General features: G+C 73.6%; 20 protein-coding genes. 13 read left to right on the forward strand and 7 right to left on the reverse strand.

Annotated elements, in window-relative coordinates:
• The first annotated feature begins 77 nt into the window (after window positions 1–77).
• The 3 genes from AMK27_RS03455 to AMK27_RS03465 all read left to right on the forward strand — a co-directional run bounded on the left by AMK27_RS03455 (window position 78) and on the right by AMK27_RS03465 (window position 4,901).
• On the forward strand, window positions 78–1,193 hold the full coding sequence (locus AMK27_RS03455; protein ID WP_073902515.1) for an asparaginase: 1,116 nt from the start codon (window positions 78–80) through the stop codon (window positions 1,191–1,193).
• Between the two features lie 375 nt (window positions 1,194–1,568).
• Window positions 1,569–3,002, forward strand: a complete 1,434-nt coding sequence (locus tag AMK27_RS03460; protein WP_073902516.1) for an aspartate ammonia-lyase — start codon at window positions 1,569–1,571, stop codon at window positions 3,000–3,002.
• Between the two features lie 255 nt (window positions 3,003–3,257).
• Complete coding sequence (locus tag AMK27_RS03465; protein WP_073902517.1) at window positions 3,258–4,901, forward strand: GMC oxidoreductase; 1,644 nt, start codon at window positions 3,258–3,260, stop codon at window positions 4,899–4,901.
• A 76-nt stretch (window positions 4,902–4,977) separates the two neighbouring features.
• On the opposite strand, the gene AMK27_RS03470 is transcribed toward AMK27_RS03465, so the two are convergent.
• The 3 genes from AMK27_RS03470 to AMK27_RS03480 form a co-directional block, all read right to left on the reverse strand.
• A complete protein-coding gene (locus AMK27_RS03470; RefSeq protein ID WP_073902518.1) occupies window positions 4,978–5,466 on the reverse strand; it encodes a carboxymuconolactone decarboxylase family protein in 489 nt (162 codons plus the stop codon).
• Window positions 5,463–6,542, reverse strand: coding sequence for an NAD(P)H-dependent amine dehydrogenase family protein (locus AMK27_RS03475; protein ID WP_073902519.1), 1,080 nt, complete (start codon window positions 6,540–6,542; stop codon window positions 5,463–5,465). Before AMK27_RS03475 ends, AMK27_RS03470 begins: the two co-directional genes overlap by 4 nt.
• Window positions 6,543–6,633: 91 nt before the next feature.
• A complete protein-coding gene (locus AMK27_RS03480) occupies window positions 6,634–7,074 on the reverse strand; it encodes a GNAT family N-acetyltransferase (protein WP_073902520.1) in 441 nt (146 codons plus the stop codon).
• A 178-nt stretch (window positions 7,075–7,252) separates the two neighbouring features.
• On the opposite strand from AMK27_RS03480, the gene AMK27_RS03485 reads away from it, so the two are divergent.
• The gene (locus tag AMK27_RS03485; RefSeq protein ID WP_073902521.1) at window positions 7,253–8,080 is read left to right on the forward strand and encodes a hypothetical protein; all 828 of its coding nucleotides are present in this window, start codon (window positions 7,253–7,255) and stop codon (window positions 8,078–8,080) included.
• A gap of 156 nt (window positions 8,081–8,236) precedes the next feature.
• On the opposite strand, the gene AMK27_RS03490 is transcribed toward AMK27_RS03485, so the two are convergent.
• Window positions 8,237–9,619, reverse strand: coding sequence for an NAD(P)/FAD-dependent oxidoreductase (locus tag AMK27_RS03490; RefSeq protein ID WP_073902522.1), 1,383 nt, complete (start codon window positions 9,617–9,619; stop codon window positions 8,237–8,239).
• A 59-nt stretch (window positions 9,620–9,678) separates the two neighbouring features.
• On the opposite strand from AMK27_RS03490, the gene AMK27_RS03495 reads away from it, so the two are divergent.
• Window positions 9,679–11,259 (forward strand): aspartate:alanine exchanger family transporter, encoded by a 1,581-nt coding sequence (locus AMK27_RS03495; RefSeq protein WP_073902523.1) that lies wholly within the window; start codon window positions 9,679–9,681, stop codon window positions 11,257–11,259.
• A 100-nt stretch (window positions 11,260–11,359) separates the two neighbouring features.
• Window positions 11,360–11,929, forward strand: coding sequence for an NADPH-dependent FMN reductase (locus tag AMK27_RS03500; RefSeq protein WP_073902524.1), 570 nt, complete (start codon window positions 11,360–11,362; stop codon window positions 11,927–11,929).
• A gap of 6 nt (window positions 11,930–11,935) precedes the next feature.
• Here AMK27_RS03500 and AMK27_RS03505 read toward each other — a convergent pair whose 3' ends face one another.
• Entirely contained in the window at window positions 11,936–13,114 is a 1,179-nt protein-coding gene (locus tag AMK27_RS03505; RefSeq protein ID WP_073903884.1) for a YncE family protein, read from the reverse strand.
• Between the two features lie 233 nt (window positions 13,115–13,347).
• On the opposite strand from AMK27_RS03505, the gene AMK27_RS03510 reads away from it, so the two are divergent.
• Window positions 13,348–13,797 (forward strand): protein-tyrosine phosphatase family protein, encoded by a 450-nt coding sequence (locus AMK27_RS03510; RefSeq protein WP_073903885.1) that lies wholly within the window; start codon window positions 13,348–13,350, stop codon window positions 13,795–13,797.
• Here the strand turns inward: AMK27_RS03510 and AMK27_RS03515 are convergent.
• Both AMK27_RS03515 and AMK27_RS03520 read right to left on the reverse strand, forming a co-directional pair.
• Window positions 13,787–14,368, reverse strand: coding sequence for a dienelactone hydrolase family protein (locus AMK27_RS03515; RefSeq protein WP_073902525.1), 582 nt, complete (start codon window positions 14,366–14,368; stop codon window positions 13,787–13,789). The genes AMK27_RS03510 and AMK27_RS03515 overlap by 11 nt on opposite strands.
• Window positions 14,369–14,517: 149 nt before the next feature.
• Window positions 14,518–14,862 carry a hypothetical protein gene (locus tag AMK27_RS03520; protein WP_073902526.1) on the reverse strand — a complete coding sequence of 115 codons (345 nt, stop codon included), beginning with the start codon at window positions 14,860–14,862 and terminating at the stop codon, window positions 14,518–14,520.
• 202 nt (window positions 14,863–15,064) lie between these two features.
• On the opposite strand from AMK27_RS03520, the gene AMK27_RS03525 reads away from it, so the two are divergent.
• The 6 genes from AMK27_RS03525 (at window position 15,065) to AMK27_RS03550 (ending at window position 21,445) form a co-directional block, all read left to right on the forward strand.
• Window positions 15,065–16,273, forward strand: coding sequence for an RNA ligase (locus AMK27_RS03525; protein ID WP_073902527.1), 1,209 nt, complete (start codon window positions 15,065–15,067; stop codon window positions 16,271–16,273).
• Window positions 16,274–16,275: 2 nt separating this feature from the next.
• Window positions 16,276–17,193 (forward strand): phosphatase domain-containing protein, encoded by a 918-nt coding sequence (locus tag AMK27_RS03530; RefSeq protein ID WP_241847289.1) that lies wholly within the window; start codon window positions 16,276–16,278, stop codon window positions 17,191–17,193.
• Between the two features lie 64 nt (window positions 17,194–17,257).
• Window positions 17,258–17,986 carry a ribonuclease H family protein gene (locus tag AMK27_RS03535; protein WP_073902528.1) on the forward strand — a complete coding sequence of 243 codons (729 nt, stop codon included), beginning with the start codon at window positions 17,258–17,260 and terminating at the stop codon, window positions 17,984–17,986.
• Window positions 17,987–18,283: 297 nt separating this feature from the next.
• On the forward strand, window positions 18,284–18,967 hold the full coding sequence (locus AMK27_RS03540) for a GNAT family N-acetyltransferase (RefSeq protein WP_073902529.1): 684 nt from the start codon (window positions 18,284–18,286) through the stop codon (window positions 18,965–18,967).
• Window positions 18,968–19,316: 349 nt separating this feature from the next.
• Window positions 19,317–20,519 carry an enoyl-CoA hydratase/isomerase family protein gene (locus tag AMK27_RS03545; RefSeq protein ID WP_107425465.1) on the forward strand — a complete coding sequence of 401 codons (1,203 nt, stop codon included), beginning with the start codon at window positions 19,317–19,319 and terminating at the stop codon, window positions 20,517–20,519.
• Entirely contained in the window at window positions 20,516–21,445 is a 930-nt protein-coding gene (locus tag AMK27_RS03550; RefSeq protein ID WP_073902530.1) for a glutaminase, read from the forward strand. The genes AMK27_RS03545 and AMK27_RS03550 overlap by 4 nt, the downstream gene beginning before the upstream one ends.
• The last annotated feature ends 54 nt before the right edge of the window (window positions 21,446–21,499 follow it).

The following is a 21,499-nucleotide window of genomic DNA, read 5'->3' on the forward strand; positions in this document are numbered from 1 at the left end:
TTCGCAATCGGCTTGCGCGCCTTCTGTCCTATCGTTGCGACGCAGGGTGATTTCGGTACGGAGTGAGGACGGACGGCATGAAGCGGACGAACGACGGGGGAGCGCGCCGGATCGTCGTCATCAGCACGGGCGGCACGATAGCCAGCCGCTGGCAGGGCACCGGATACGCCGCCGACGCCTCGGGCAACGACGTGCTGGCCACCGCCCCGCTTCCCGAGGGCGTCACCGTCGAGGTCGTCGACCTCTTCAACGTCAACAGCTCCCGCATGACCGCGGCGCACCAGCTTGCCCTGCTCAGGACCGTCCACGAGACCCTCGCCGACCCCGGCGTCGACGGCATCGTGATCACCCACGGCACCGACACCCTCGAAGAGACCGCCTTCTTCCTGGACCTCCACCACACCGACGCCCGCCCGGTCGTGCTCACCGGCGCCCAGCGCCCCTTCGGCACCGGGGACGGGGACGGCCCCGGCAACCTCTACGACGCGCTCCAGGTCGCCTCCTCCGTCAGCGACCTCGGCGTCCTCGTCGTCTTCGACGGGCGCGTCCACGCCGCCCGCGGCACGGTCAAGACCCAGACGCTCGCCGCCGACGCCTTCTCCGACCCCTCGGCCGAGCGCCTGGGCCGCGTCGGCTTCTCCCGCGTCGACATCGAGCGGCAGCCGGAGCGCCCGGCGCCGCTGCCGCTGCCCGCCGCCGCGGAGAAGGCGGACCCCGAGGTCCCCGGTGCCGTCCCGCTGCCCCGGGTCGCCATCGTGACGCACCACTCCGACGGCGATCCCTTCCTCCTGAACGCGGCCGTCGGCGCCGGCGCCGACGGCATCGTCCTCGTCGCCACCGGCGCGGGCAACGCCACCCCCGAGATCGCCGCCGCCGTGGCCGACGCGGTCGCCCAGGGCGTCCTGGTGGCCGTGACCACCCGTGTCCCCGCCGGGCCGCTCGCCGAGATCTACACCGGCGGCGGTGCCGTCGACCTCGTCGCCGCCGGGGCCCTGCTCACCGGCACGCTCCGCGCCGCCCAGGCGCGGATCGCGGTCCTCGCCACACTCCTCGCCGAAGGCGGCAGCGGCGCGGGCGACCCCGCCCACAGCACCGCCCTCCTGCGACGCCTCCTCGACGGGCCCGTCCGCGCGGAACCGGCCCTCGCCACCGGCGGCTCCCGCTCGGCCTCGGCCGTCGCCGCCCGCGCCTGACCCGGCGCACCCCAGAACCCCGGCTCGCGGGCGGCGCACCCCCCCGCCCGTCCGCGAGCCGGAGCCAACCTCCGCGGAGTTCCCACCCGCCCCGCCGCCGTACGGTCCATCGGCCCCGCCGTCGTACGGCCCACCCGTCCCGCCGTCGTACGGCCTGCTGGGCCACCGTGCCCGCGCCCGGCCCCGCCCGGCCGGCTCCCGGCGCGCGCCCGTGACCGGCCCCCCGGACTCGGCCCCGCCTTGCGGCGGACGCCCTCTTGACCCGGCCCCACCGCGTTCGCGGACGGCGGCCGCCCGACCCGTCCCGCACGGGCGACACCCCACCCCACGCACCCCCGGCGCCCCCTGGGCGCGCCGCGTACCCCTAGGACCCCCATGGTTCCCGCACCGGCCCCGCACCCCGTTCCCGTCCGCCGCGAGCACGACCTGCTCGGGGACCGGGACGTCCCCGCCGACGCCTACTGGGGCGTCCACACCCTGCGCGCCACCGAGAACTTCACCGTCACCGGCACGCCCATCTCCGTCTACCCGCTCCTGATCGACGCGCTCGCCGCCGTCAAGGAGGCCGCCGCCCGGGCCAACGAGGAACTGGGGCTGCTGCCCGCCGACAAGGCCGCCGCCATCGCCGGCGCCTGCCGGGAGATCCGTACGGGACGGCTCCACGACCAGTTCGTCGTGGACGTCGTCCAGGGCGGCGCCGGCACCTCCACCAACATGAACGCCAACGAGGTCGTCGCCAACCGCGCCCTGGAACTCCTCGGCCACGCCAAGGGCGACTACGACCGCCTCCACCCCAACGAGGACGTCAACCTCGGCCAGTCCACCAACGACGTCTACCCGACCGCCATCCGCATCGCGGCGATCGGCGCCGCCCGCGAACTCCTCCTCGCCATGGCCGTGCTCCAGGACGCCTTCGCCGCCAAGGCCCTGGAGTTCCGCGACGTCGTCAAGATGGGCCGCACCCAGCTCCAGGACGCGGTGCCCATGACACTGGGCCAGGAGTTCTCCACGTACGCCGTGATGCTGGAGGAGGACCGCAGCCGGCTCGCCGAGGCCGTCGAGCTCATCCACGAGATCAACCTCGGCGCCACCGCCATCGGCACCGGTCTGAACGCCGCCCCCGGCTACGCAGAGACCGCCCGCCGCAACCTCGCCGGGCTGACCGGCCTGCCGCTCGTCACCTCCGCCAACCTGATCGAGGCCACCCAGGACTGCGGCGCCTTCGTCCAGCTCTCCGGGGTCCTCAAGCGCATCGCGGTCAAGCTCTCCAAGACCTGCAACGACCTGCGGCTGCTGTCCTCGGGGCCGCGTGCCGGGCTCAACGAGATCAACCTGCCGCCGGTCCAGGCCGGCTCCAGCATCATGCCCGGCAAGGTCAACCCGGTGATCCCCGAGGTCGTCAACCAGGTCGCCTTCGAGGTGATCGGCAACGACATCACCATCACCATGGCCGCCGAGGCCGGGCAGCTCCAGCTCAACGCCTTCGAGCCGGTCATCTTCCACGCCCTGTCGAAGAGCCTCCTCTCCCTGCGCGCCGCCTGCCTGACCCTCGCCGACCGGTGCGTCAGCGGCATCACCGCCAACACCGAGGCGCTCCGGGCCGCCGTCGAGAACTCCATCGGCCTGGCCACCGCGCTCAACCCGCACCTCGGCTACACCGCGGCCACGGCCATCGCGCAGGAGGCGCTCGCCACCGGGCGCGGCGTCGTCGAACTCACCCTGGAGAAGGGCCTGCTGCCCGCCGAACGCCTCGCCGAGCTGCTCACCCCCGAGCGCCTCACCGGCGCACCGGGCCCGGTCCTGGCCTGACCCCTCCGCCCCCGGCCCCTGAGCGCCTTCCGGCCATCCACCGTCCGGCCCTCGCCGGGTCTGGTGCGCTCCATGGGGCGGGGGAGTACGGGAGTTGGACGGAAGGGCGGCCGGAAGTCCGTGGCCCTGCCCGGTATGCGACGGCATCCGTTCGAGAGGTGTAACAGACCTGAAGTTACCCGTCGGTTTCTCGTGACTTCCCCGATGGCCGACAGTAGAACATGTTCCCATTCGCCCCTGAGTGAGGAACACCACATGAGCGAACTCCCCCTGCCCGCAAGGGGAATCGGTGGCGTCAGCCGCCGCCGATTCCTCGCGGGAACAGGTTCTGTTCTCGGTGCTGCCGCCCTCGTCGGCCACGGCACCCCGGCCCACGCCGAGGCCCGCCTCGTCGACACCCCCATCCCCACCGGCGCCCACGTGCCCGCCCTCGTCATCGGCACCGGATACGGCGGCTCCGTGGCCGCCCTCCGGCTCGCCCGCGCGGGTGTCGCCGTCCACATGGTCGAGATGGGCATGGCCTGGGACACCCCAGGACCGGACGGCAAGATCTTCGCCAACACCACCCGACCCGACTACCGCTCCTTCTGGCTGCGGACCCGCACCAAGCAGCCGCTGAGCAACTTCCTCGGCTTCCCCCTCGACAAGGACGTCCCACGGCACACGGGCATCCTCGACGCCGAGGACTTCGCCGGCATCACCGTCTACCAGGGCAGGGGCGTCGGCGGCGGCTCCCTCGTCAACGGCGGCATGGCCGTCACCCCGCGCCGCGAGAACTTCGCGGCCATCCTCCCCACCGTCGACGCGGCAGAGATGTACGCGACCTACTATCCCCGCGCCAACGCGGGACTCGGCGTCACCGAGGTGGACCAGTCCTGGTGGGAGAACGCCGCCTGCTACCAGTACGCCCGCGTCGGCCGCAAGCACGCCCAGCGCTCCGGCTTCCCCTTCGTGTTCGTCCCGAACGTCTACGACTGGGACTACATGAAGCAGGAGGCCGCCGGGGCCGTCCCGAAGTCCGCCCTCGACGGAGAGGTCATCTACGGCAACAACGCCGGCAAGAAGACCCTCCAGAAGACCTATCTGGCCCAGGCCGCCGCCACCGGCCGGGTCACCGTCTCCGCCCTGCACAAGGTCACCTCGGTCACCCCGGCGGCCGGCGGCGGCTACACCGTCGCCATCGACCAGATCGACACCACGGGCGCCACCCTCGCGAGCAAGACCGTCACCGCCGACAAGGTCTTCTTCGCCGCCGGAAGCATCGGCACGAGCAAGCTGCTCACCCGCCTCAAGGCCACCGGAGCCCTCCCCGCCCTCAACGGCGAGATCGGCAAGGGCTGGGGCGACAACGGCAACGTCATGTGCGGCCGTGCCAACCACATGTGGGACGCCACGGGCAAGCTCCAGTCCGCCATGCCCACCGCGGGCATCGACAACTGGGACGCGGGCGGCGCCTTCGCCGAGGTGGCCCCGCTGCCCACCGGCATCGAGACCTACGCCTCCTTCTACCTCTCCATCACAAAGACCCCCCACCGGGCCGAGTTCACCTGGAACCCGGCCACCGGCAAGGTCGACCTGAGCTGGGACAGGGCCTGGAAGCAGACGTCCATCGACGCCGCGAAGACCATCTTCGACAAGATCAACTCCAAGGAGGGCACGATCTACCGCACCGACCTCTTCGGTGTGTACAAGATCTGGGGCGACCACCTCACCTACCACCCGCTCGGCGGCGCGGTCCTGGGCAAGGCGACCGACAACCACGGACGCCTCCACGGCTACTCCGGGCTGTACGTCATCGACGGATCCCTGATCCCCGGAAACGCCAGCGTCAACCCGTTCGTCACCATCACGGCCCTCGCCGAACGCAACATCGAGCGGATCGTCGCCGAGGACTTCTGAACCCGAGGCGCGGCACGGACACGTCGTACGGGGAAGGGCCGGCCGGGAACCACCCGGCCGGCCCTTCCCCGTACGCTCAGTGCGTCGGCAGCACGCACACCTCGTCGAGGCCGAGCACCCGGTTGAGCCGCCCGAACGCCAGCCACGAGCCCAGACTCATCGTCAGCTCAACGATCTCCGCCTGGCTGTACCGGGCCGTCATCCGCTCCCAGAACTCCTCGTCCAGACCGTGGTGGTCCAGCGCGTACCGCTCCGCGTACTCGGCCGCGAGCCGCGTCCGCTCGTCGAAGCCCTCCGAGACCTCCGTCTCCCGCCAGGCCGCGACGACCTCGTCGAAACCCTCCTCGACCTTCACCCCGTCCCGGTCGGTACGCCAGTCCAGGCAGAATCCGCAGCCGTTGATCTGCGCGATCCGCAGCCGTGCCGCCTCGAACTCGCGCAGCCCCAGCGTCGTATGGGCGTACACCGACAGCGAGAAGTTCGCCGCCGCCGTCCCGATCTCCGGGACCATGTCGCCCCACACGTACCCGATCGGCTCCTGGCCCTCGGGAATGTCGATGATCACCGTGGTCTCCTTCCCAGCTTCCCGACCGCCGGCCGCAGCGGCACGTCCAGCGCGTCGTACAGTCCCGGCTCCGCGGCCACCAGCCAGTCGATCGCCCCGACCAGCCGGCCCACCGCCGTCGCGTTCCCGCCCGCCGAGCGGTTCTCGCCCTCTGCGGTCGCCGCCACCGTCACCTCGATCCGGGGACTGCCCTCGACGATCACCCGGTGCGCCCCCGCCCCGTCCGGCGGCACCGGCCAGTCCGGCGCGCACGAGGGATGGATACGGGTCACGTGCTCGATCACGATGCGGGGCTCCCCGCCGACGACGCCCTGCACCTCGAAGCGGATCGCGCCCTGCGTCCCCGCCTCGAAGACACCCATCGTCCGGGTCTTCACGGTCGACTCCAGCGGACGCCGGTCCACCGTCTCGCGGATCTCGTCGAGTTCGGCGCCGAGCGCGCGGGCCATCAGACGTATCTGCCCGCCCCAGACCATCGTCGGCACCGACGGCAGCAGCATCGGCGGCTCGTAGTCGAGCGGCCGGCCCATCCCGATCAGGTCGCGGACCGACTCCTCCTGCTCGTACGTCGAGTAGTCGAAGATCTCCTGGCAGCGGATCACGTCCACCGTGCTGCCGAGCCCGCTCACGAGCAGCGGCAGGACGTCGTTGCCCCAGCCCGGGTCCACTCCCGACACGAACAGCGAACCACCGCCCTCGGCGACCGCCGCGAGCACCGGATCCCGGAACTCGGGCGGCGCGTTGCGCTGGTCGTACAGCGGATACAGCGCGGGGGTGACCACCACCGCGCCCGTCCGCACCGCGCGCGCCACGTCGTCGAGCGCCCCGTCGGGCCGGGTGTCGCCGGAAGCCGCGTACACCACCGCCCCCGGCCGCCCGTCGAGCACCGCGCCCACATCGTCGACGGCCACGACCCCGAGGTCGTGGCCGAGCCCCGCGAGCCGGCCCGCGTCCCGTCCGACCTTCGCCGGATCGGAGACCAGCACGGCCGCGAGTTCCAGCCCTGGATGGGCGTCCACGGCGCGGATCGCCGCGCGCCCGACATTTCCGGTACCCCACACCACCGTCCGAATCATGCGCGGAGAGTAGCGCCGGGCCCCGAAGGTTCCCAGACCCGTGACACCATGATCTGACGAATCGTCAGATCGTGGTGCGGTCCGGGACCCCTCAGGCCAGCCGCAGCGTCACGAACGGCACCGTGTCGCCCGGCAGGACGTACCGCTCCACCTCGACGAAGCCGCGCGCGAGCGCGAACCGCAGCCCGTCCTCGTTCGACGCGAGGACCACCGTCTCCACGCCCTCCTCGCTCAGCGTCCGCGCGTGCGCGAGCCCGCGCTCGTACAGCGCGGTCCCGACACCCCGCCCCCGGAAGGCGGGCAGCGTCCGCGCGATGACGGTCGCCGCCGCGGTCTCCTCGTCGGGCGGCCGCACCGTCGAGCAACCCACCGCCACCTCCCCGAGATACGCGACCTCCAGCCGGTTCCGGCCGGCCCGCTCGCGCACCTCGTCGGAGGAGAGCACGGCCGTCGGGATGATCGTGTTGTGGACGGTCCGCCAGTCCGCGAGCAGGGCCTCGCTCCGCGCCCGTTCGATACGAAGATCATTCATGCCTGCAGGAAAGCGCGCCCCGTCCGGCCCGGTCAACCGCATGCGGAGGAGGAGCGCCGACGAGGGCCCTCGACACCGCTGGACGCGGCCGTACGGGTGAGGCCGGAGTAACCGCCGCAGCGCCGCCCGCCGAACGGGTACGCATCCACGCATTGCCCCCGCTCAGGAGGATCCTTCCATGCCCGTCCACAAGGGCGCCCCCGCGCTGCTGAGCGCCGGCACGCTGTGCGCGGCCCTGCTGCTCGGCGGCTGCGCGACCACCGCGCCCCCCGCCCCCGCCGCCCCCGCAGGGACGCCCGCGGCCGCCGCGACCGCCGGGGACTCCCGCCCCGCGGGCACCCCACCCGGCGGCGCGCGCGGGGCCGCCGGGCCGGGGGAGCCGGCGAGCAGCATCGCCTCCGAGCCCGCCCCCGCGCCCAGGCTCCCCGGCGTCGGCCCCACCACCCAGGCCCTCGTCCCCGACGGCACCACCCAGGCCCTCGTCGTCACCGGAGCCACCGCCGACGACAACTTCTCCACCGCGATCCTCTACGAGAAGGGCCCGAGCGGCCACTGGACCCCGTCGGCGGGCCCGTGGCCCACCCGCAACGCGCTGAGGGGCTGGACCGCCGACCACACGGCCGGCGACCTGCGCACCCCCATCGGAGTCTTCCGGCTCGGGGACGCGGGCGGCCGGCTGCCCGACCCGGGCTCCCGCCTCCCGTACGACCAGGACGCCGACTTCGCCATCAGCGGCACCGGCTTCCACGGCGAACCCCTCGAAGGCTCCTTCGACCATGTGGTCGCCATCGACTACAACCGCGTCCCGGGCCGGACACCGCTCGACAAGGAACGCCCGCTCGGCGACGAGAAGGGCGGCGGAGTCTGGATCCACGTCGACCACGGCGGCCCCACCCAGGCCTGCATCGCCCTCGAACGCGAGCCGCTGCGCGAACTCATCCGCGCCCTCGACCCGGCCCAGGAGCCCGTCATCGTCATGGGCCCGACGCCCCAACTGGCCCGCTGAGCCCGGCAGAGGACTCCGCCCCGTCGCCCGCTGAGCCCGGCAGAGGACCTCGCCCTGTCGCCCGCCGGGCGCGGCGACGGGGCCGGACGCGTCCTCGCCGTCCGGCCCCGTCCGCGGGCCGTCGCCCTTCCCCGGCCCCGTCCGCGCGCGTGCGCCTCAGTTCCCTCCGCCGGACCCGACCGCCCCGCGGAACGCGCCCGTGTGCAGCCGGACCTGCTCGGGGGTCAGATACGCGTCGGTGTACTCGAAGTCCCGCAGCGTGCCCGACCTCGACGCCAGGAACCCGGTGCGTACGTAGTCGTCCCCGGCCACGGCGTTCAGCAGCCAGTTCGTCATCACCCGGGTCTTCGCCACGTTCGTCCGCAGCGCCGCCCAGTGGTAGGCCCGGGCCACGGCCTGCGCCGGCGCCCCGTGCAGCTCCACACCGAGCGGCTTGGAGACCCCGTCGAGCCCACCGAGGTCCACCACCAGACCCAGATCCTTGTGGGTGTACGGGTGGGTCGGCTCACCCCGCAGGGTCGAGACCAGGTTGTCCGCGAGCGCCTTCCCCTGCCGCATCGCGTGCTGGGCGGTCGGCGGACAGATCGCGCCCTCCTCGCCCTTGGCGAGATCGGGCACCGCCGCCGCGTCCCCGAGGGCCCACACCCCGTCGAGCCCCGGAACGTTCATCTCGGCCGTGACCACGAGCCGCCCCCGGAACGTCTCCGCGCCGAGCGTGCCGATCAGCGGGCTCGCCGCCACCCCGGCCGTCCAGATCAGCGTCCGGCTCGGCAGCACCCGCCCGTCCGTGAGCGTCACGGCGTCGTCGTCCACGGAGGCCACCGACACGCCCAGGGAGACCTCGATGCCGCGCTTGGTCAGGATGTCCAGCGCGGCGGCGCCCAGCTTGTCGCCCAGCTCGGGCATCAGCTTCGGCGCGATGTCGACCAGGTGCCACTTGATGAGCTTCGGGTCGATCCGGGGATACCGCTTGGCCGCGTTGTGGGTGAGCAGCTGGAGGCAGGCCGCCGTCTCCGTACCCGCGTAACCACCGCCGACCACCACGAACCGCAGCCGCGCCGCCCGCTCCTCCTCGTCGGTGCTCGCGTCCGCCAGGTCGAGCTGGGCGATGACGTGGTCGCGGATGTACACGGCCTCGGCGAGGGTCTTCATCCCCCGCGCGTGCTCCGCGAGCCCGGGGATGTCGAAGCTGCGGGTCACGCTGCCGGGCGCCAGCACGAGATGGTCGTACGGCTCGGTCACGTACTCACCGGCGATCGTGCGCACCACGCAGACCTTCGCCGCCGTGTCCACGCCGACCACTCCGCCCGGCACGATCCGGGTGCGGTGCCGTTCACTGCGGCGTAGCGACAGCGCGACGGACTGCGGGGTCAGGACCCCCGCCGCCACCTGGGGGAGCAGGGGCAGATACAGCTGGTACGAGAACGGTGACAGGAGCGCGAGCTGCGCCTCCCGCTCCGCGAGGCGTCGTTCGAGCCGCCGTACACAGGCCACTCCGGCGAATCCGGCGCCCACCACGAGAATCCTCGGTCGCGTCACGCTGTCCGCCCTTCCGTATGAGCGTGCAAGAAACCATCGGATATGGCTGAGTAAGCCGCATGTGGCAATTTTTCGCTGACTATCCGTGGTTCACCCTTTTTATCGTCATTGCGGCCGGATCGCTCTTCGGCATGGTCCGCTTCGGTCCCGTGAAGCTCGGCCCCGCGGGCGTCCTCTTCTTCGGCCTGCTCCTGGGCGCGCTCGACCCCGACATCGGCCCGGCCGTGCCCGCGGGACTCTCCGTCCTCGGCCTCGCCCTGTACGTGTACACCGTCGGTCTGGAGGCGGGCCCGGCCTTCTTCCGCGAACTCCGCCCCCAGCTCGCCGTGATGACCGGAGCCGTCGCCGCCCTCGTCGTCACCGCCGTCGCCGTCGGCCTCCTCGGCAGCAAGGTCTTCGACATCGCCGGCCCCTACCTCGCGGGCGGCTTCGCTGGCATCGGCACCACCACCCCCGGCCTCGCCGCCGCCCAGGCCTCCTCACCCGACCCCGCCCAGCCCGCCACCGGCTACGCGATCGGGTATCCCCTCGCCGTCGTCCTCACGATCCTCTTCGTCTCGGCCGTCGCCGCCGCCCGCAACTGGCCCGGGCGCCGCGACCCGGGCTCCGGACTCCCCAAGGAACTGATCACCCGCACCGTCGACGTCACCCGGCCCCTCCGCTGGGCCGACGTCCCCGGCGCCGCCGACGGCCGGCTCCTCGCCAGCGCCCACCGGCCCCGGGGCGGCACGCCCCGTGTCGCCCGCGAGCTCGACGCCCTCGCCCCCGGCGACCAGGTCGTCCTCGTCGGCGGACCCGAGGCCGTCGCCGCAGGCATCGCCGCCCTCGGCACCCAGGCCGCCACCCACCTCCTCGACCGGCGCGACATCGTCGACTACCGCCGCATCCTGCTCACCAACCCCGACCTCGCCGGACACACCGTGGCCGAACTCGGCCTCGGCGACCGCTACGGAGCCAAGGCCACCCGGGTCCGCCGCGGCGACCAGGACCTCCTGGCCCACGACGACCTGCTGCTCCAGCTCGACGACCGGGTCCGCGTCGCCATGCCCAGGGAACGCACCGCCGAGGTCACCGGCTTCCTCGGCGACACCGAGGCCAAGGTCAGCGAGGTCAGCGCCGTCAGCATGGGTCTCGGCCTCGCCGCCGGGTTCCTCATCGGCATCCCCAAGCTGACCATCGGCTCCACCGTCCTGTCCCTCGGCACCGCCGCCGGACCTCTCGTGATGGCCATGGTCCTCGGCCGGCTGCGCCGCACCGGGCCCCTCGTCTGGGTCCTGCCGACCCGCGCCAACCTCACGCTGCGCCAGATCGGCCTGCTGATCTTCCTCGCCTGCGTCGGCCTGACCTCGGGCTACGCCTTCCGCCGCGAGGCGTTCTCGCTCTTCGGCCTCAAGCTCCTCGCGGTGCTCGTGATCGGCGCGGTGCTCAGCTACGCCCTGATGGTGCTCGTCGCCCGGCTCCTCGGCCAGAGCAGGCCCCGCACCATGGGGCTCCTCGCCGGATACGTGGGCAACCCGGCCATCACCGCGTACGCCAACAGCCGCGTCTCCGACAGCCGGGTGAACACCGGCTACGCGACCCTGTTCGCCCTGGCCATCCTCGTCAAGATCGTCTGCATCCAGCTGATCGTGGGGCTCTGAGACCCCGGCGGCACTCCGGTCGCCGCCGCACCGCGGCCGGGTTACGTTGCCGGAGGCCCGGCGCGGAGGCCGGACCCCCTCCCGGAAGGCGGAACCACGCATGACCACGTACAAGGTCGGCTACTTCGTCGGCAGCCTGTCGAAGGACTCCATCAACAGGATCCTCTCCCGCGCCCTCCTCCGCGTGGCGCCGCCGGAGCTGGAGTTCCAGGAGATCCCCATCAAGGACCTGCCGCTCTACAACCACGACTTCGACGCCGACTACCCGCCCGAGGGCCGGGCCCTCAAGGACGCGATCGCCGCCGTCGACGCCGTCCTCTTCGTCACCCCCGAGTACAACCGGTCCATCCCGGGCGGCCTCAAGAACGCCATCGACTGGGCCAGCCGCCCCTGGGGGACCAACTCCTTCACCCACAAGCCCTCGGCCGTCATCGGCGCCTCGCCCGGCAAGATCGGCACCGCCGTCGCCCAGCAGAGCCTCCGCTCGGTGCTGAGCTTCTGCAACTCCCCGCAGATGAACGCACCCGAGGGCTACATCCAGTTCGTCCCGGGGCTCTTCACCCCGGACGGCGAGGTCACCGACCCGACGACCCAGCAGTTCCTGACCGACTTCATGGCCGACTTCAAGACCTTCATCGAACGGGTCACCACCGTCCTGCCCCAGCGCTGAACGGGCTCACAGGACCACGACCCCCAGCGGACGCGAACCGGCCGCCAGCCGGCGGACGTCACCCGTGTCCAGGTCGACGACGCTCAGGCCGTCCCAGTACCCGTCGCGGGTGAACCCGCCGGTCACATAGGCGGTGCGGCCGTCCTCGGAGACCGCCACGTCCTCGTGCGGACCCTCCAGGGGATAGACCCGCTCGGCGCCGCCGGGGGCCCTGACCGTCAGGGAGGGCCCCTCGTCCTCGTCCGGGTCGATCGGCCCCGTGCCCACCACCAGCAGCGTGCCGTCGGCGGTGACCGCGGCGCCGTGCTGGTGGGTGTCGGCCGTCATCGGCTCCACGGTCGTCCGGCCGGTCCGCGGGTCGACGACCGCGAGCCGCTCCCCCTCGAAGGGCAGCAGCAGCCTGCCGTCCGAGGGACGTACGGCCGTGTAGTGCGGCTTCAGCCAGGAACCGAGCCCGCCCTCCGTGCCGTACGGGGCGACCTCCACCCGCCGCGGCTCCAGCGTCCCCGCCGCGACCACCGTGACGTCGAAGGAGTCGTGGTTCGTCGCGTACACCTCGGCTCCGTCACGCGAGACGTCCACGTCGAAGGGGCGCCGGCCGACCGGCACCGTGTCCGTGACCCGCAGGGCCGCCGTGTCGATCACCTCGAGGCTGCCGTTCCCGCCCGGCACGTTGACCCCCACGTACACCCGGCGCCCGTCAGGCGCGAGGGCGATGCCCATGCCGCCGCCCCGGTACTCGCCCGTGGTCACGGGACCCGTGTCCGTCTCGTACGGGACCAGCGCCAGCCGCCGCCGGGTCGCCGTGTCCACCACCGCGACGCCCTCCGCGGTCGCCACCCAGGCCCGCCCGTCCTTCCCGAGGGCCAGACCGTAGGGAGCGGTGCCGACCACGACCGAGCCGGTGGCACCCCGCGCGGGGTCGACGAAGGTCACCGTGTCGGAACCGAAGTCGGCGACCAGGAGCGTGCCCGGCGCGGGTCCGCCCGTCGGGGCGGGTGCCACGGTGACGGAGGAGCCGGCCGTGGGCGGCGCGCCCGTGGGGCTCACCCCGGCCGGAGAGGCCGATCCCCCCGCGGAGGCCGCCCCGCCGGACCCCTGCGCGCACCCGGCGAGCAGGACCACGGCCACGGCTCCGGGCAGGAGAACCCGGGCGGAACGGGACGCACGGCGGTACTTCGTCATGACGGACTCCTCGGCTCGGCGGACACGGGCGGCCCGTCCGAGGACGGGCCGCACCCCGTACCGATCCTCCGCCCGCGCACGGCCGGACCCGGTCCGACGGCCGGCCCCGGCCCGGTGGCGGTACGGATGACGCCGGGGTCGACCGATCGGCTGACCCCGACGTGACCCCGGCGCTGTCCTCCGAACTCCGTCGACCCGAACCGTCGAGCCCCTTCGACCCGTACCGTGGCGGGATGACCGACCGTGACGCGACGACCGAACCCTGGCCGGAGTCGGCCCCCGGCGTCCTGAGGCTTCCCTCCGGACGGCTGGTGCGCGGCCGCGCCCTGCGCCGCCCGCTGCCCGGCGGGCCCCGCCCGACCTACGCCGTCCACCTGCTCGGGCGGCGCGCGCCCGAGGTCCCGTGGGAGTCGGTGTGGCTCCGCTGGCCGGACTTCCGCCTCCCCGCGGACCGTGACGCGGCCCGAGCGGTCCTCACCGACGCCTGGGAGCGCGCCGCGGACGAACGGGTCGAGTTCGCCTGCGGGGGCGGACGGGGCCGCACCGGCACCGCCCTGGCCTGCCTCGCCGTCCTCGACGGGGTCCCGGCCGACGAGGCCGTCGACCACGTCCGCCGCCACTACGACCGGCACGCCGTCGAGACCCCCTGGCAGCGCCGCTACGTCCGCCGCTTCAGCGCTTGACGGCGTCGAGGAAGCAGACCGCCCGCTCCAGGCACAGCGCGGTCGCCTCCGGCACGTAGGACGGCGTCCCGCGCTCGGCGAAGAGATGCGCGGTCCCCGGGTACAGGAAGAGTCTCCGGTCCGCCGCGTCGGCCACCAGCGCGCGGGCCGCCGCGAGATCGCCCTCGTCGACGAAGAAGGGGTCGGCGTCCATCCCGTGCACCTGCGCGGGGACCCCCTCCGGCCAGGCGGGACCGAACTCCGCCACCGGCACGCAGGCGCTGAACAGCAGGGCGCCGAGCGCCCCCGGTCGCGTCTGCGCCAGCTTCTGCGCGGGCAGCGCGCCGAGCGAGAACCCGGCGTAGACGATCTCCGAGGGCAGCTCCGCGGCCGCCTGCTCGCCGCGCTCCAGAAGGGTGCCGAAGCCGACCTCCTGGGCGTGCCCCACGCCGCTCGTGAGGTCGGTGAAGGTCCGGCCCTCGTAGAGGTCGGGAGTGTGCACGGTGTGCCCCGCCCGCCGCAGCTCCTCGGCGAACGCGCCGACTCCCGCGGTCAGCCCGAGACAGTGGTGGAAGAGCAGAACCTCGGCCATGTCGTCATCCCCAGTCGTCCGTACAGGACCCGCCCCACTGCGGCACGGGCCGATCGCAGCAGCATGACCCACGCCACTGACAACGCCCGCGGACGGGCGCACGGGCGGCGAGCCGAGCGGGACCGGGGTGGAACGGCCCGGGAGGTGTCCTAGCGCACCGGGCGGTGCGGCAGGACGGCGCCCGCCTGACCCACGACCCCCGCGGGTCCGCCGACGCCCATCGGGCCCCCGACACCGGAGGGCTGCACCGCGCCCTGGTGGGCGATGGCGACGACGCCCTGGTGGGAGCCCTGGTGGGCCCCCGGGTGCGCGCCCGCCCCCGCGTGCGCCACGACGCCCTGCTGCGGCCCCTGGACCCCCTGCGGCGGCACCTGGATGACCCGGCTCAGGTCCCGCAGAACCTCCTCGGCGACCTGGCGGACGTCACCCGGAACATCCCCCCGCTCCCGTATGAGCTCGGCGTAGATCGGTGCCGTGCCGTCCGCGTGGTTCATGGGGCTCGCTTCCTTCGTCTGCGCCGGTGACGTCACCGACGGGGAGACGGCGAGTCTACGGGGCACCACCGACACACCCCGGAGCGAGTCCCGCCCACCGCCCCGGCCGCCCCCGCGCCGCGCCGCCGACATCCGGGATAATCGCTGTCCCCCAGGGCCCCCACCACGGAGAATGGATCACCGAACACCCGGGGAGGGACCCATGAGCCAGGCGACCCTGACTCTGCACGACCTGATGCCGTCCGACGAGCTCACCGCCGCGCTGACGGCCGGGCACATCACGCGCAAGCGGCACCCTCGGCTGCCGCTGTCGATCTACACGTACACGCGCGCGTGCCAGTACGCCCAGCACTGGAACGAGGCGACCACCCGCTGCCGCGGACTCGTCGCCGACGACGCCGACGGACGGATCGTCGCGCTGCCCCTCCCCAAGTTCTTCAACGTCTCGGAGCACGCGGCCGGCCGCCCCTACGCGCCGCCGCTGCCCGACGAGCCCTTCGAGGTGTACGACAAGGTCGACGGCAGCCTCGGCGTGGTCTTCCACTACGACGGCCGCTGGCACGTCGCCTCCAAGGGCTCCTTCACCAGCGTCCAGGCCACCTGGGCGCAGCGCCGGCTCGACGCGGCCGACACGGCGGGCCTGACGCCCGGCGTCACGTACCTCGCCGAGATCCTCCACCCGGGCAACCGCATCGTGGTGAACTACGGGGACCGCCGCGACCTCGTCCTGCTCGCCGCCTTCGACCGGGACGGCACGGAGGTCCCGCTCGCCGAGGCCGCGACCGGCTGGCAGGGCGTCGGTTCCGTCGTCCGCACCTGGCCCGCCATGGACCTCGCCGAGCTCGTCGCCCTGACCGAGTCCAACACCCTCCCCGACGGCCACCGGGCCACCGGCACCGACGCCGAGGGCTTCGTCCTGCGCTTCGCCTCCGGCCGACGCGCCAAGGCCAAGCTCGCCGAGTACGTACGCCTCCACAAGGTGCTCACCGGCGTCACCGAGCGCGACATCTGGCGCGGCCGCGGCATCCAGCGCTTCGCCGCGCTCCCGGCCGGCGAGCTCGCCAAGGGCCTCGGCTGCTCCGTGGCCGAGGTCGAGGCCGATGGCGGCAAGCCGCTCGACGCCCTCCTGGAGCAGGTGCCGGACGAGTTCGACGCCTGGGTGCGCGAGGTGATCGGCGGCCTCGAAGCCGCGGCCGCCGAGCGCGAGCGGGCGGTCGACGAGGCGTACGCGGGTCTGGCCCACCTCGCCGGCGACCGGGGCGCCTTCGCCCGCGCCGCGGCCGGGGTGCCCGACCGGGGCCTGCGCGCCGCCCTGTTCCTGCGCCTCGACGGGCGCCCCACCGACCTCCTCCTCTGGCGCCAGCTGCGTCCCGAGGCCACCGACCCCTTCGCCCACGACCAGGAGAACTGACCGTGCCTGTCGTCCATGTCATGACCGGCCTCCCGGCCTCCGGGAAGACGACGGCCGCCCGCGCCCTCCAGGCGGCCGCCGAGGGACGCGTGCGGCGCGTCAACCTCGACGACCTCCGCTCCATGCTCGACGTCCCCGCCCCGGACCGCGGCCGGTCCCACAAGCACGAGCAGACCGTGCTCGGCATCCAGGACTCCGCCGTCCGCGCCGCCGTCGACGACGGCTTCGACGTCGTCGTCGACAACACCCATCTGACCCCGCACATCCCGAAGCGGCTGAAGGCCGCCGTGGGGGGCCTCGCCACCTTCGTCGTCCACGACTTCACCGACGTCCCGGTCGACGAGTGCGTGCGCCGTGACGCCGCCCGCGAGCGGCCCGTCGGCGAGGAGATCATCCGCATCCTCGCCGAGAAGCACGCCAAGGCCACCCGCGGCGGCTGGCGGCTCACCGCGGACTGGCTGAACGACCGCCCCACGGTCGGCGAGCCCTACGTCCCGGACCCGGGCCTCCCCACCGCCGTCATGTGCGACATCGACGGCACCCTCGCCCTGCGCGTGAGCCGGGGCCCGTACGACTTCCGGTACTGCGACCAGGACCTGCTCAACGTCCCGGTGCGGGACGCCCTGCGCGCCTTCCGCCACACCGAGCAGGACCGGATCGTGCTGCTGTCCGGCCGGAGCGAGGACCACCGCGCGATCACCGAGGCCTGGCTCGCCCACCACGAGGTGCCGTACGACGAACTGTGGATGCGGGGCTCCGGCGACGGCCGCGGCGACGACCTCGTGAAGGCCGAGCTCTTCGACGCCCACGTGCGCCACCGGTACAACGTCCGCGTCTCCCTCGACGACCGGGACCGCGTCGTCGCCCTCTGGCGCCGGATGGGCCTGCCCACCTGGCAGGTCGACTACGGCGACTTCTGACCCGCGGCGGCCGGCCTCACGGGGGTGGGGCCGGCCACCCCCGCCGCCGTGTCAGGATCGTGGGATGGTGGAAAAGATCATCGCGGCGTGCGACGGCGCGTCGAAGGGAAACCCCGGGCCCGCGGCCTGGGCATGGGTCATCGGCCGCGCCGACGGAGCGATCGACCGCTGGGAGGCCGGACCGCTCGGCCGCGCGACCAACAACGTGGCCGAGCTCACGGCCCTGGAACGGCTGCTCGAAACCCTCGACCCGGCGGCGCCGGTCGAGGTCCGGATGGACTCCCAGTACGCGATGAAGGCCGTCACGACCTGGCTGCCCGGCTGGCGTCGCAAGGGCTGGAAGACGTCCTCGGGCAGCCCCGTGGCCAACAAGGACCTGGTCGTCCGGATCGACGCGCTCCTCACCGGCCGGGACGTCGACTTCGTCTACGTCCCCGCGCACCAGGTCGACGGCGACCCCCTCAACGACGCGGCCGACCGCGCGGCCAGCCACACCGCCCGTACGCAGGAGCCCACGGGATCCGCCGCCGGAGCCCCGCTGCCGCCCCCTGAAGCGCCGACACGCGCCTCCGCGCCCCGCGCGCGCTCCTCAGCGCCGTCCGGCTCCGCGGGCGCCTCGGCGGGCGGTGCCTCCGGTGGCTCCGGCGGCGGTGCGGGAGCCCGCAGGACTCGCCCGTCCGGCGGCACGCTGAAGGCGAGATTCTCGGGCCGATGCCGCTGCGGCAAGGCCTACGACAAGGGCGAGACCATCGCGAAGAACCCCGACGGCTGGGGCCATCCCACCTGCGTCTGATCCCTTTCCGGGCCCGCCGGCCGTCCGACTGGCGGGCGGGTCCGTCCGTTGCTTGAGACCGGTCCACCCGGGCGCGCGCCAGCCTTCACCCAGGCGTGTACCCGGGTTCGCCGGGGGTTCTGTTCTCCGAGCGCTTGTGGCTGCATACTGTCCTCCTCGCCACCGGTGACGAACCGTTTTACCTGCTTATTTGTCGCTCTCATGACGTGGTCGGCACCGGCGAGAACCTCCCTCCTGCTGCCGCCGCGGCGACCCCTCGGCGGAAGCTTTCCCTGCCCGTGAAAGACCCGAGGTTCCGTGCCAGTACCTGTTCTCCTGACCGGGCGCTCCGTGCGCCTGGAGCCGCTGGCGATGCGGCACGCCGACGCCCTCGCCCGGGCCGGCGGGGCGGACCGATCGGCCTACGCCTTCACCCCCGTGCCCGACGGCTTCGAATCGGCCCTCGACTACATCGCGCGCGCCCTGACCGATCAGGCAGCAGGAAGATCCCTGCCCTTCGCCCTGGTCAGTACGGCCGACGAGCGAGTCATCGGTTCGACCCGGTTCCTCGAACTCGACTACTGGCGGGGGCCGCTGGTCTGGCCGCCCGTCCCCGGCATGCCCCACGGAGACCCGCTGACCTCCGTGCCGGACGCCGCCGAGATCGGCAACACCTGGATCGCCGGCGACGCCCGGGGCACCGGCATCAACACCGAGGCCAAGTACCTCATGCTCCGGCATGCCTTCGAAGCCTGGGGCGTGCGCCGCATCACGATGCGCGCGGACGCCCGCAACACCCGCTCCAGAATCGCGATCGAGCGCCTCGGAGCGAGCTGCGAAGGAGTCCGTCGCGCCCACTCCCGCGGGCTCGACGGAGCCGTCCGCGACACGGCCTTCTACTCGATCCTCGACGAGGAGTGGCCGACCGTCCGCGACATCATCGAACTCCGCCTCTCCACCCCCCGCCAGGTGCGCGTTCCGCAGGATCTGCTCCCGGCCTGAACCCCTTCCGGCACCGCTCCGGCGGGCGCTCGCGCCCCCGCCGGAGCGGTGGTTCCATGGAAGGGACGGGAAGGACTCGACTCACGAGGACGCGGGGTAGCGGCCGTCACAGGACCGCGCACCGTGCAATCAGGATCCGCGAGAAGCGGATGAGTCCTTCCCGCCCCCTGTCCCCACCTCCGCGCGCCCCGCGCACTCCTCCTCTTCGGCGACCGGTCCGCTCTGCGGCGACCGCTCCCGCCGACCGCCGGGGCGGATGACCAGCGGCGATCCCCGGTCCACCTGAGCCGCGTCCCGACCCGCCCGGTACGGTGATCGCGACAGCGCCCCGCGCCAGGAAAGGGACCGAGTGAACGTGCCGACCGGAACCGCCGACGTACTCCTCCGGACGGAGGGCCGGGCCGGTTTCCTCACCCTGAACCGCCCCCGTGCCATCAACGCGCTCACCCACCCCATGGTCCTCGCCCTCGACGCGGCCCTGACCGCCTGGGAGCACGACCCGGCCGTCACGACCGTCGTCATCGAGGGCGCGGGCGAGCGCGGACTCTGCGCAGGCGGCGACATCCGCGCCATCCACGACGACGCACGCGCCGGCGGCTCCGCCTCCGCGGCCTTCTGGCGCGACGAGTACCGGCTCAACGCCCGCATCGCCCGCTACCCGAAGCCCTACGTCGCCCTCATGGACGGCATCGTCATGGGCGGCGGCGTCGGCGTCTCCGCGCACGGCTCCGTCCGCGTCGTCACCGAGCGCTCCCGGGTCGCCATGCCGGAGACCGGCATCGGCTTCGTGCCCGACGTCGGCGGCACGTACCTCCTCGGGCGCGCCCCCGGCGAGCTCGGCACCCATCTCGCCCTCACCGGCGGCCACGTCGGCGCCGCCGACGCGATCCTCACCGGCCTCGCCGACCACTTCGTCCCGTCGGCCGAACTGCCCTCCCTGGTCCGCGACCTGACCCGGCTCCCGGCCGCGGAGGCCGTCGCCCGGCACACCGCCACGCCCCCGCCCGGCGTCCTCGGCGAGCAGCGGGAGTGGATCGACACCTGCTACCGGGCCGAGACCGTCGAGGCCGTCGTGGAACGGCTCCTCGACACCGGCGTGCCCGCGGCCAAGGAGGCGGCCACCACCCTGCTCGCGAAGTCCCCGACCGCCCTCAAGGCGACCCTGGCCACCCTGCGCCGTTCGCGGGCCCTCGCGACCCTCGAAGAGGTCCTGGACCTGGAGTTCCGTGTCTCCTGCGCCGCCCTGACCACCCCCGACCTCGTCGAGGGCATCCGCGCCCAGGTCGTCGACAAGGACCGGAACCCCCGCTGGACCCCGGCCACGCTGCCCGAGGTCACGGACGCGTCCGTCGCCCGCTCCTTCGCCGCGCCGCCCGGCGGCGACCTCGGCCTGGCGGCCGCCCGGCAGCACGAGGCGCACCGGCGTCCCACCGAGCAGGCCGTCGGCGACCGGCCGGCCGCCGACGACCTGCCCTCCCACCGGCCGGCCGCCCATGACCTGGCCTCCCACCGGCCGGCCGCCGAGGACCGGGCCCCCCGGGACCGCGCGTGACCACGAACGCCACCACCTCCTTCCAGCCCGTCCTCGACCGCATCGCCGAGGAGATCGCCGCGCTCGCCGACCGGGGCACCCCGGCCGACTACATCCCCGCGCTCGCCGCCGCCGACCCCGGTGACTTCGGCATGGCCGTGGCGGAACTCGACGGCACGGTCTACGGGGTGGGGGACTGGCGGCGGCCCTTCTCCACCCAGTCCGTCACCAAGGTCTTCACCCTCGCGCTCGCCCTCGCCGGAGAGGGCGACGCGCTCTGGGCCCATGTCGGCCGGGAACCCTCCGGCGACCCGTTCAACTCCCTGGTCCAGCTGGAGTACGAGAACGGCATCCCGCGCAACCCGTTCATCAACGCCGGTGCCCTCGTCGTCACCGACCGCCTGCACCGGCTGACCGGCGACGCCTCGGGCGGCCTGCTCGCCTTCCTGCGCGCCGAGAGCGGCAACCCGGACCTGGCCTTCGACACCGACGTGGCCGCGTCCGAGGCCGCCCACGGCGACCGCAACGCCGCCCTGGCCCACTTCATGGCCTCCTACGGCAACATCACGGGACCGGTGCCCGACCTGCTCCGCGAGTACTTCCGCCAGTGCTCCCTCGAAGCGTCCTGCGCCGACCTGGCCCTGGCCACCGGCTTCCTGGCCCGCCACGGCCTGCGCGCCGACGGCTCACGGCTGCTGACCCGCAGCCAGGCCAAGCAGGTCAACGCCGTCATGCTCACCTGCGGCACGTACGACGCGGCCGGCGACTTCGCCTACCGGGTGGGCCTCCCGGGCAAGAGCGGCGTCGGCGGGGCGGTCGTCGCCGTCGTGCCGGGCCGCTGCACGCTCTGCGTCTGGAGCCCGGGGCTCGACGACCGGGGCAACTCGGTGGCCGGCGTGACCGCCCTCGACCGCTTCACCACCATCACGGGCCTGTCGGTCTTCTGACCGCCCCCGGCCGAAGCGGCATGCCCCGACCCCGGCCGAAGCGGCATGCCGCGC

The sequence above is a fragment of the Streptomyces sp. CB02009 genome (genome assembly GCF_001905825.1).
Classification (GTDB): domain Bacteria; phylum Actinomycetota; class Actinomycetes; order Streptomycetales; family Streptomycetaceae; genus Streptomyces.

What these genes read in the sequence shown, in the direction of transcription:
- AMK27_RS03455 (WP_073902515.1), top strand. Translation starts at nt 78, where the DNA reads ATGAAGCGGACGAACGACGGGGGAGCGCGCCGGATCGTCGTCATCAGC.
- AMK27_RS03460 (WP_073902516.1), top strand. Translation starts at nt 1,569, where the DNA reads ATGGTTCCCGCACCGGCCCCGCACCCCGTTCCCGTCCGCCGCGAGCAC.
- AMK27_RS03465 (WP_073902517.1), top strand. Translation starts at nt 3,258, where the DNA reads ATGAGCGAACTCCCCCTGCCCGCAAGGGGAATCGGTGGCGTCAGCCGC.
- AMK27_RS03475 (WP_073902519.1), bottom strand. Translation starts at nt 6,542, where the DNA reads ATGATTCGGACGGTGGTGTGGGGTACCGGAAATGTCGGGCGCGCGGCG.
- AMK27_RS03480 (WP_073902520.1), bottom strand. Translation starts at nt 7,074, where the DNA reads ATGAATGATCTTCGTATCGAACGGGCGCGGAGCGAGGCCCTGCTCGCG.
- AMK27_RS03485 (WP_073902521.1), top strand. Translation starts at nt 7,253, where the DNA reads ATGCCCGTCCACAAGGGCGCCCCCGCGCTGCTGAGCGCCGGCACGCTG.
- AMK27_RS03495 (WP_073902523.1), top strand. Translation starts at nt 9,679, where the DNA reads ATGTGGCAATTTTTCGCTGACTATCCGTGGTTCACCCTTTTTATCGTC.
- AMK27_RS03500 (WP_073902524.1), top strand. Translation starts at nt 11,360, where the DNA reads ATGACCACGTACAAGGTCGGCTACTTCGTCGGCAGCCTGTCGAAGGAC.
- AMK27_RS03505 (WP_073903884.1), bottom strand. Translation starts at nt 13,114, where the DNA reads ATGACGAAGTACCGCCGTGCGTCCCGTTCCGCCCGGGTTCTCCTGCCC.
- AMK27_RS03510 (WP_073903885.1), top strand. Translation starts at nt 13,348, where the DNA reads ATGACCGACCGTGACGCGACGACCGAACCCTGGCCGGAGTCGGCCCCC.
- AMK27_RS03515 (WP_073902525.1), bottom strand. Translation starts at nt 14,368, where the DNA reads ATGGCCGAGGTTCTGCTCTTCCACCACTGTCTCGGGCTGACCGCGGGA.
- AMK27_RS03520 (WP_073902526.1), bottom strand. Translation starts at nt 14,862, where the DNA reads ATGAACCACGCGGACGGCACGGCACCGATCTACGCCGAGCTCATACGG.
- AMK27_RS03525 (WP_073902527.1), top strand. Translation starts at nt 15,065, where the DNA reads ATGAGCCAGGCGACCCTGACTCTGCACGACCTGATGCCGTCCGACGAG.
- AMK27_RS03535 (WP_073902528.1), top strand. Translation starts at nt 17,258, where the DNA reads ATGGTGGAAAAGATCATCGCGGCGTGCGACGGCGCGTCGAAGGGAAAC.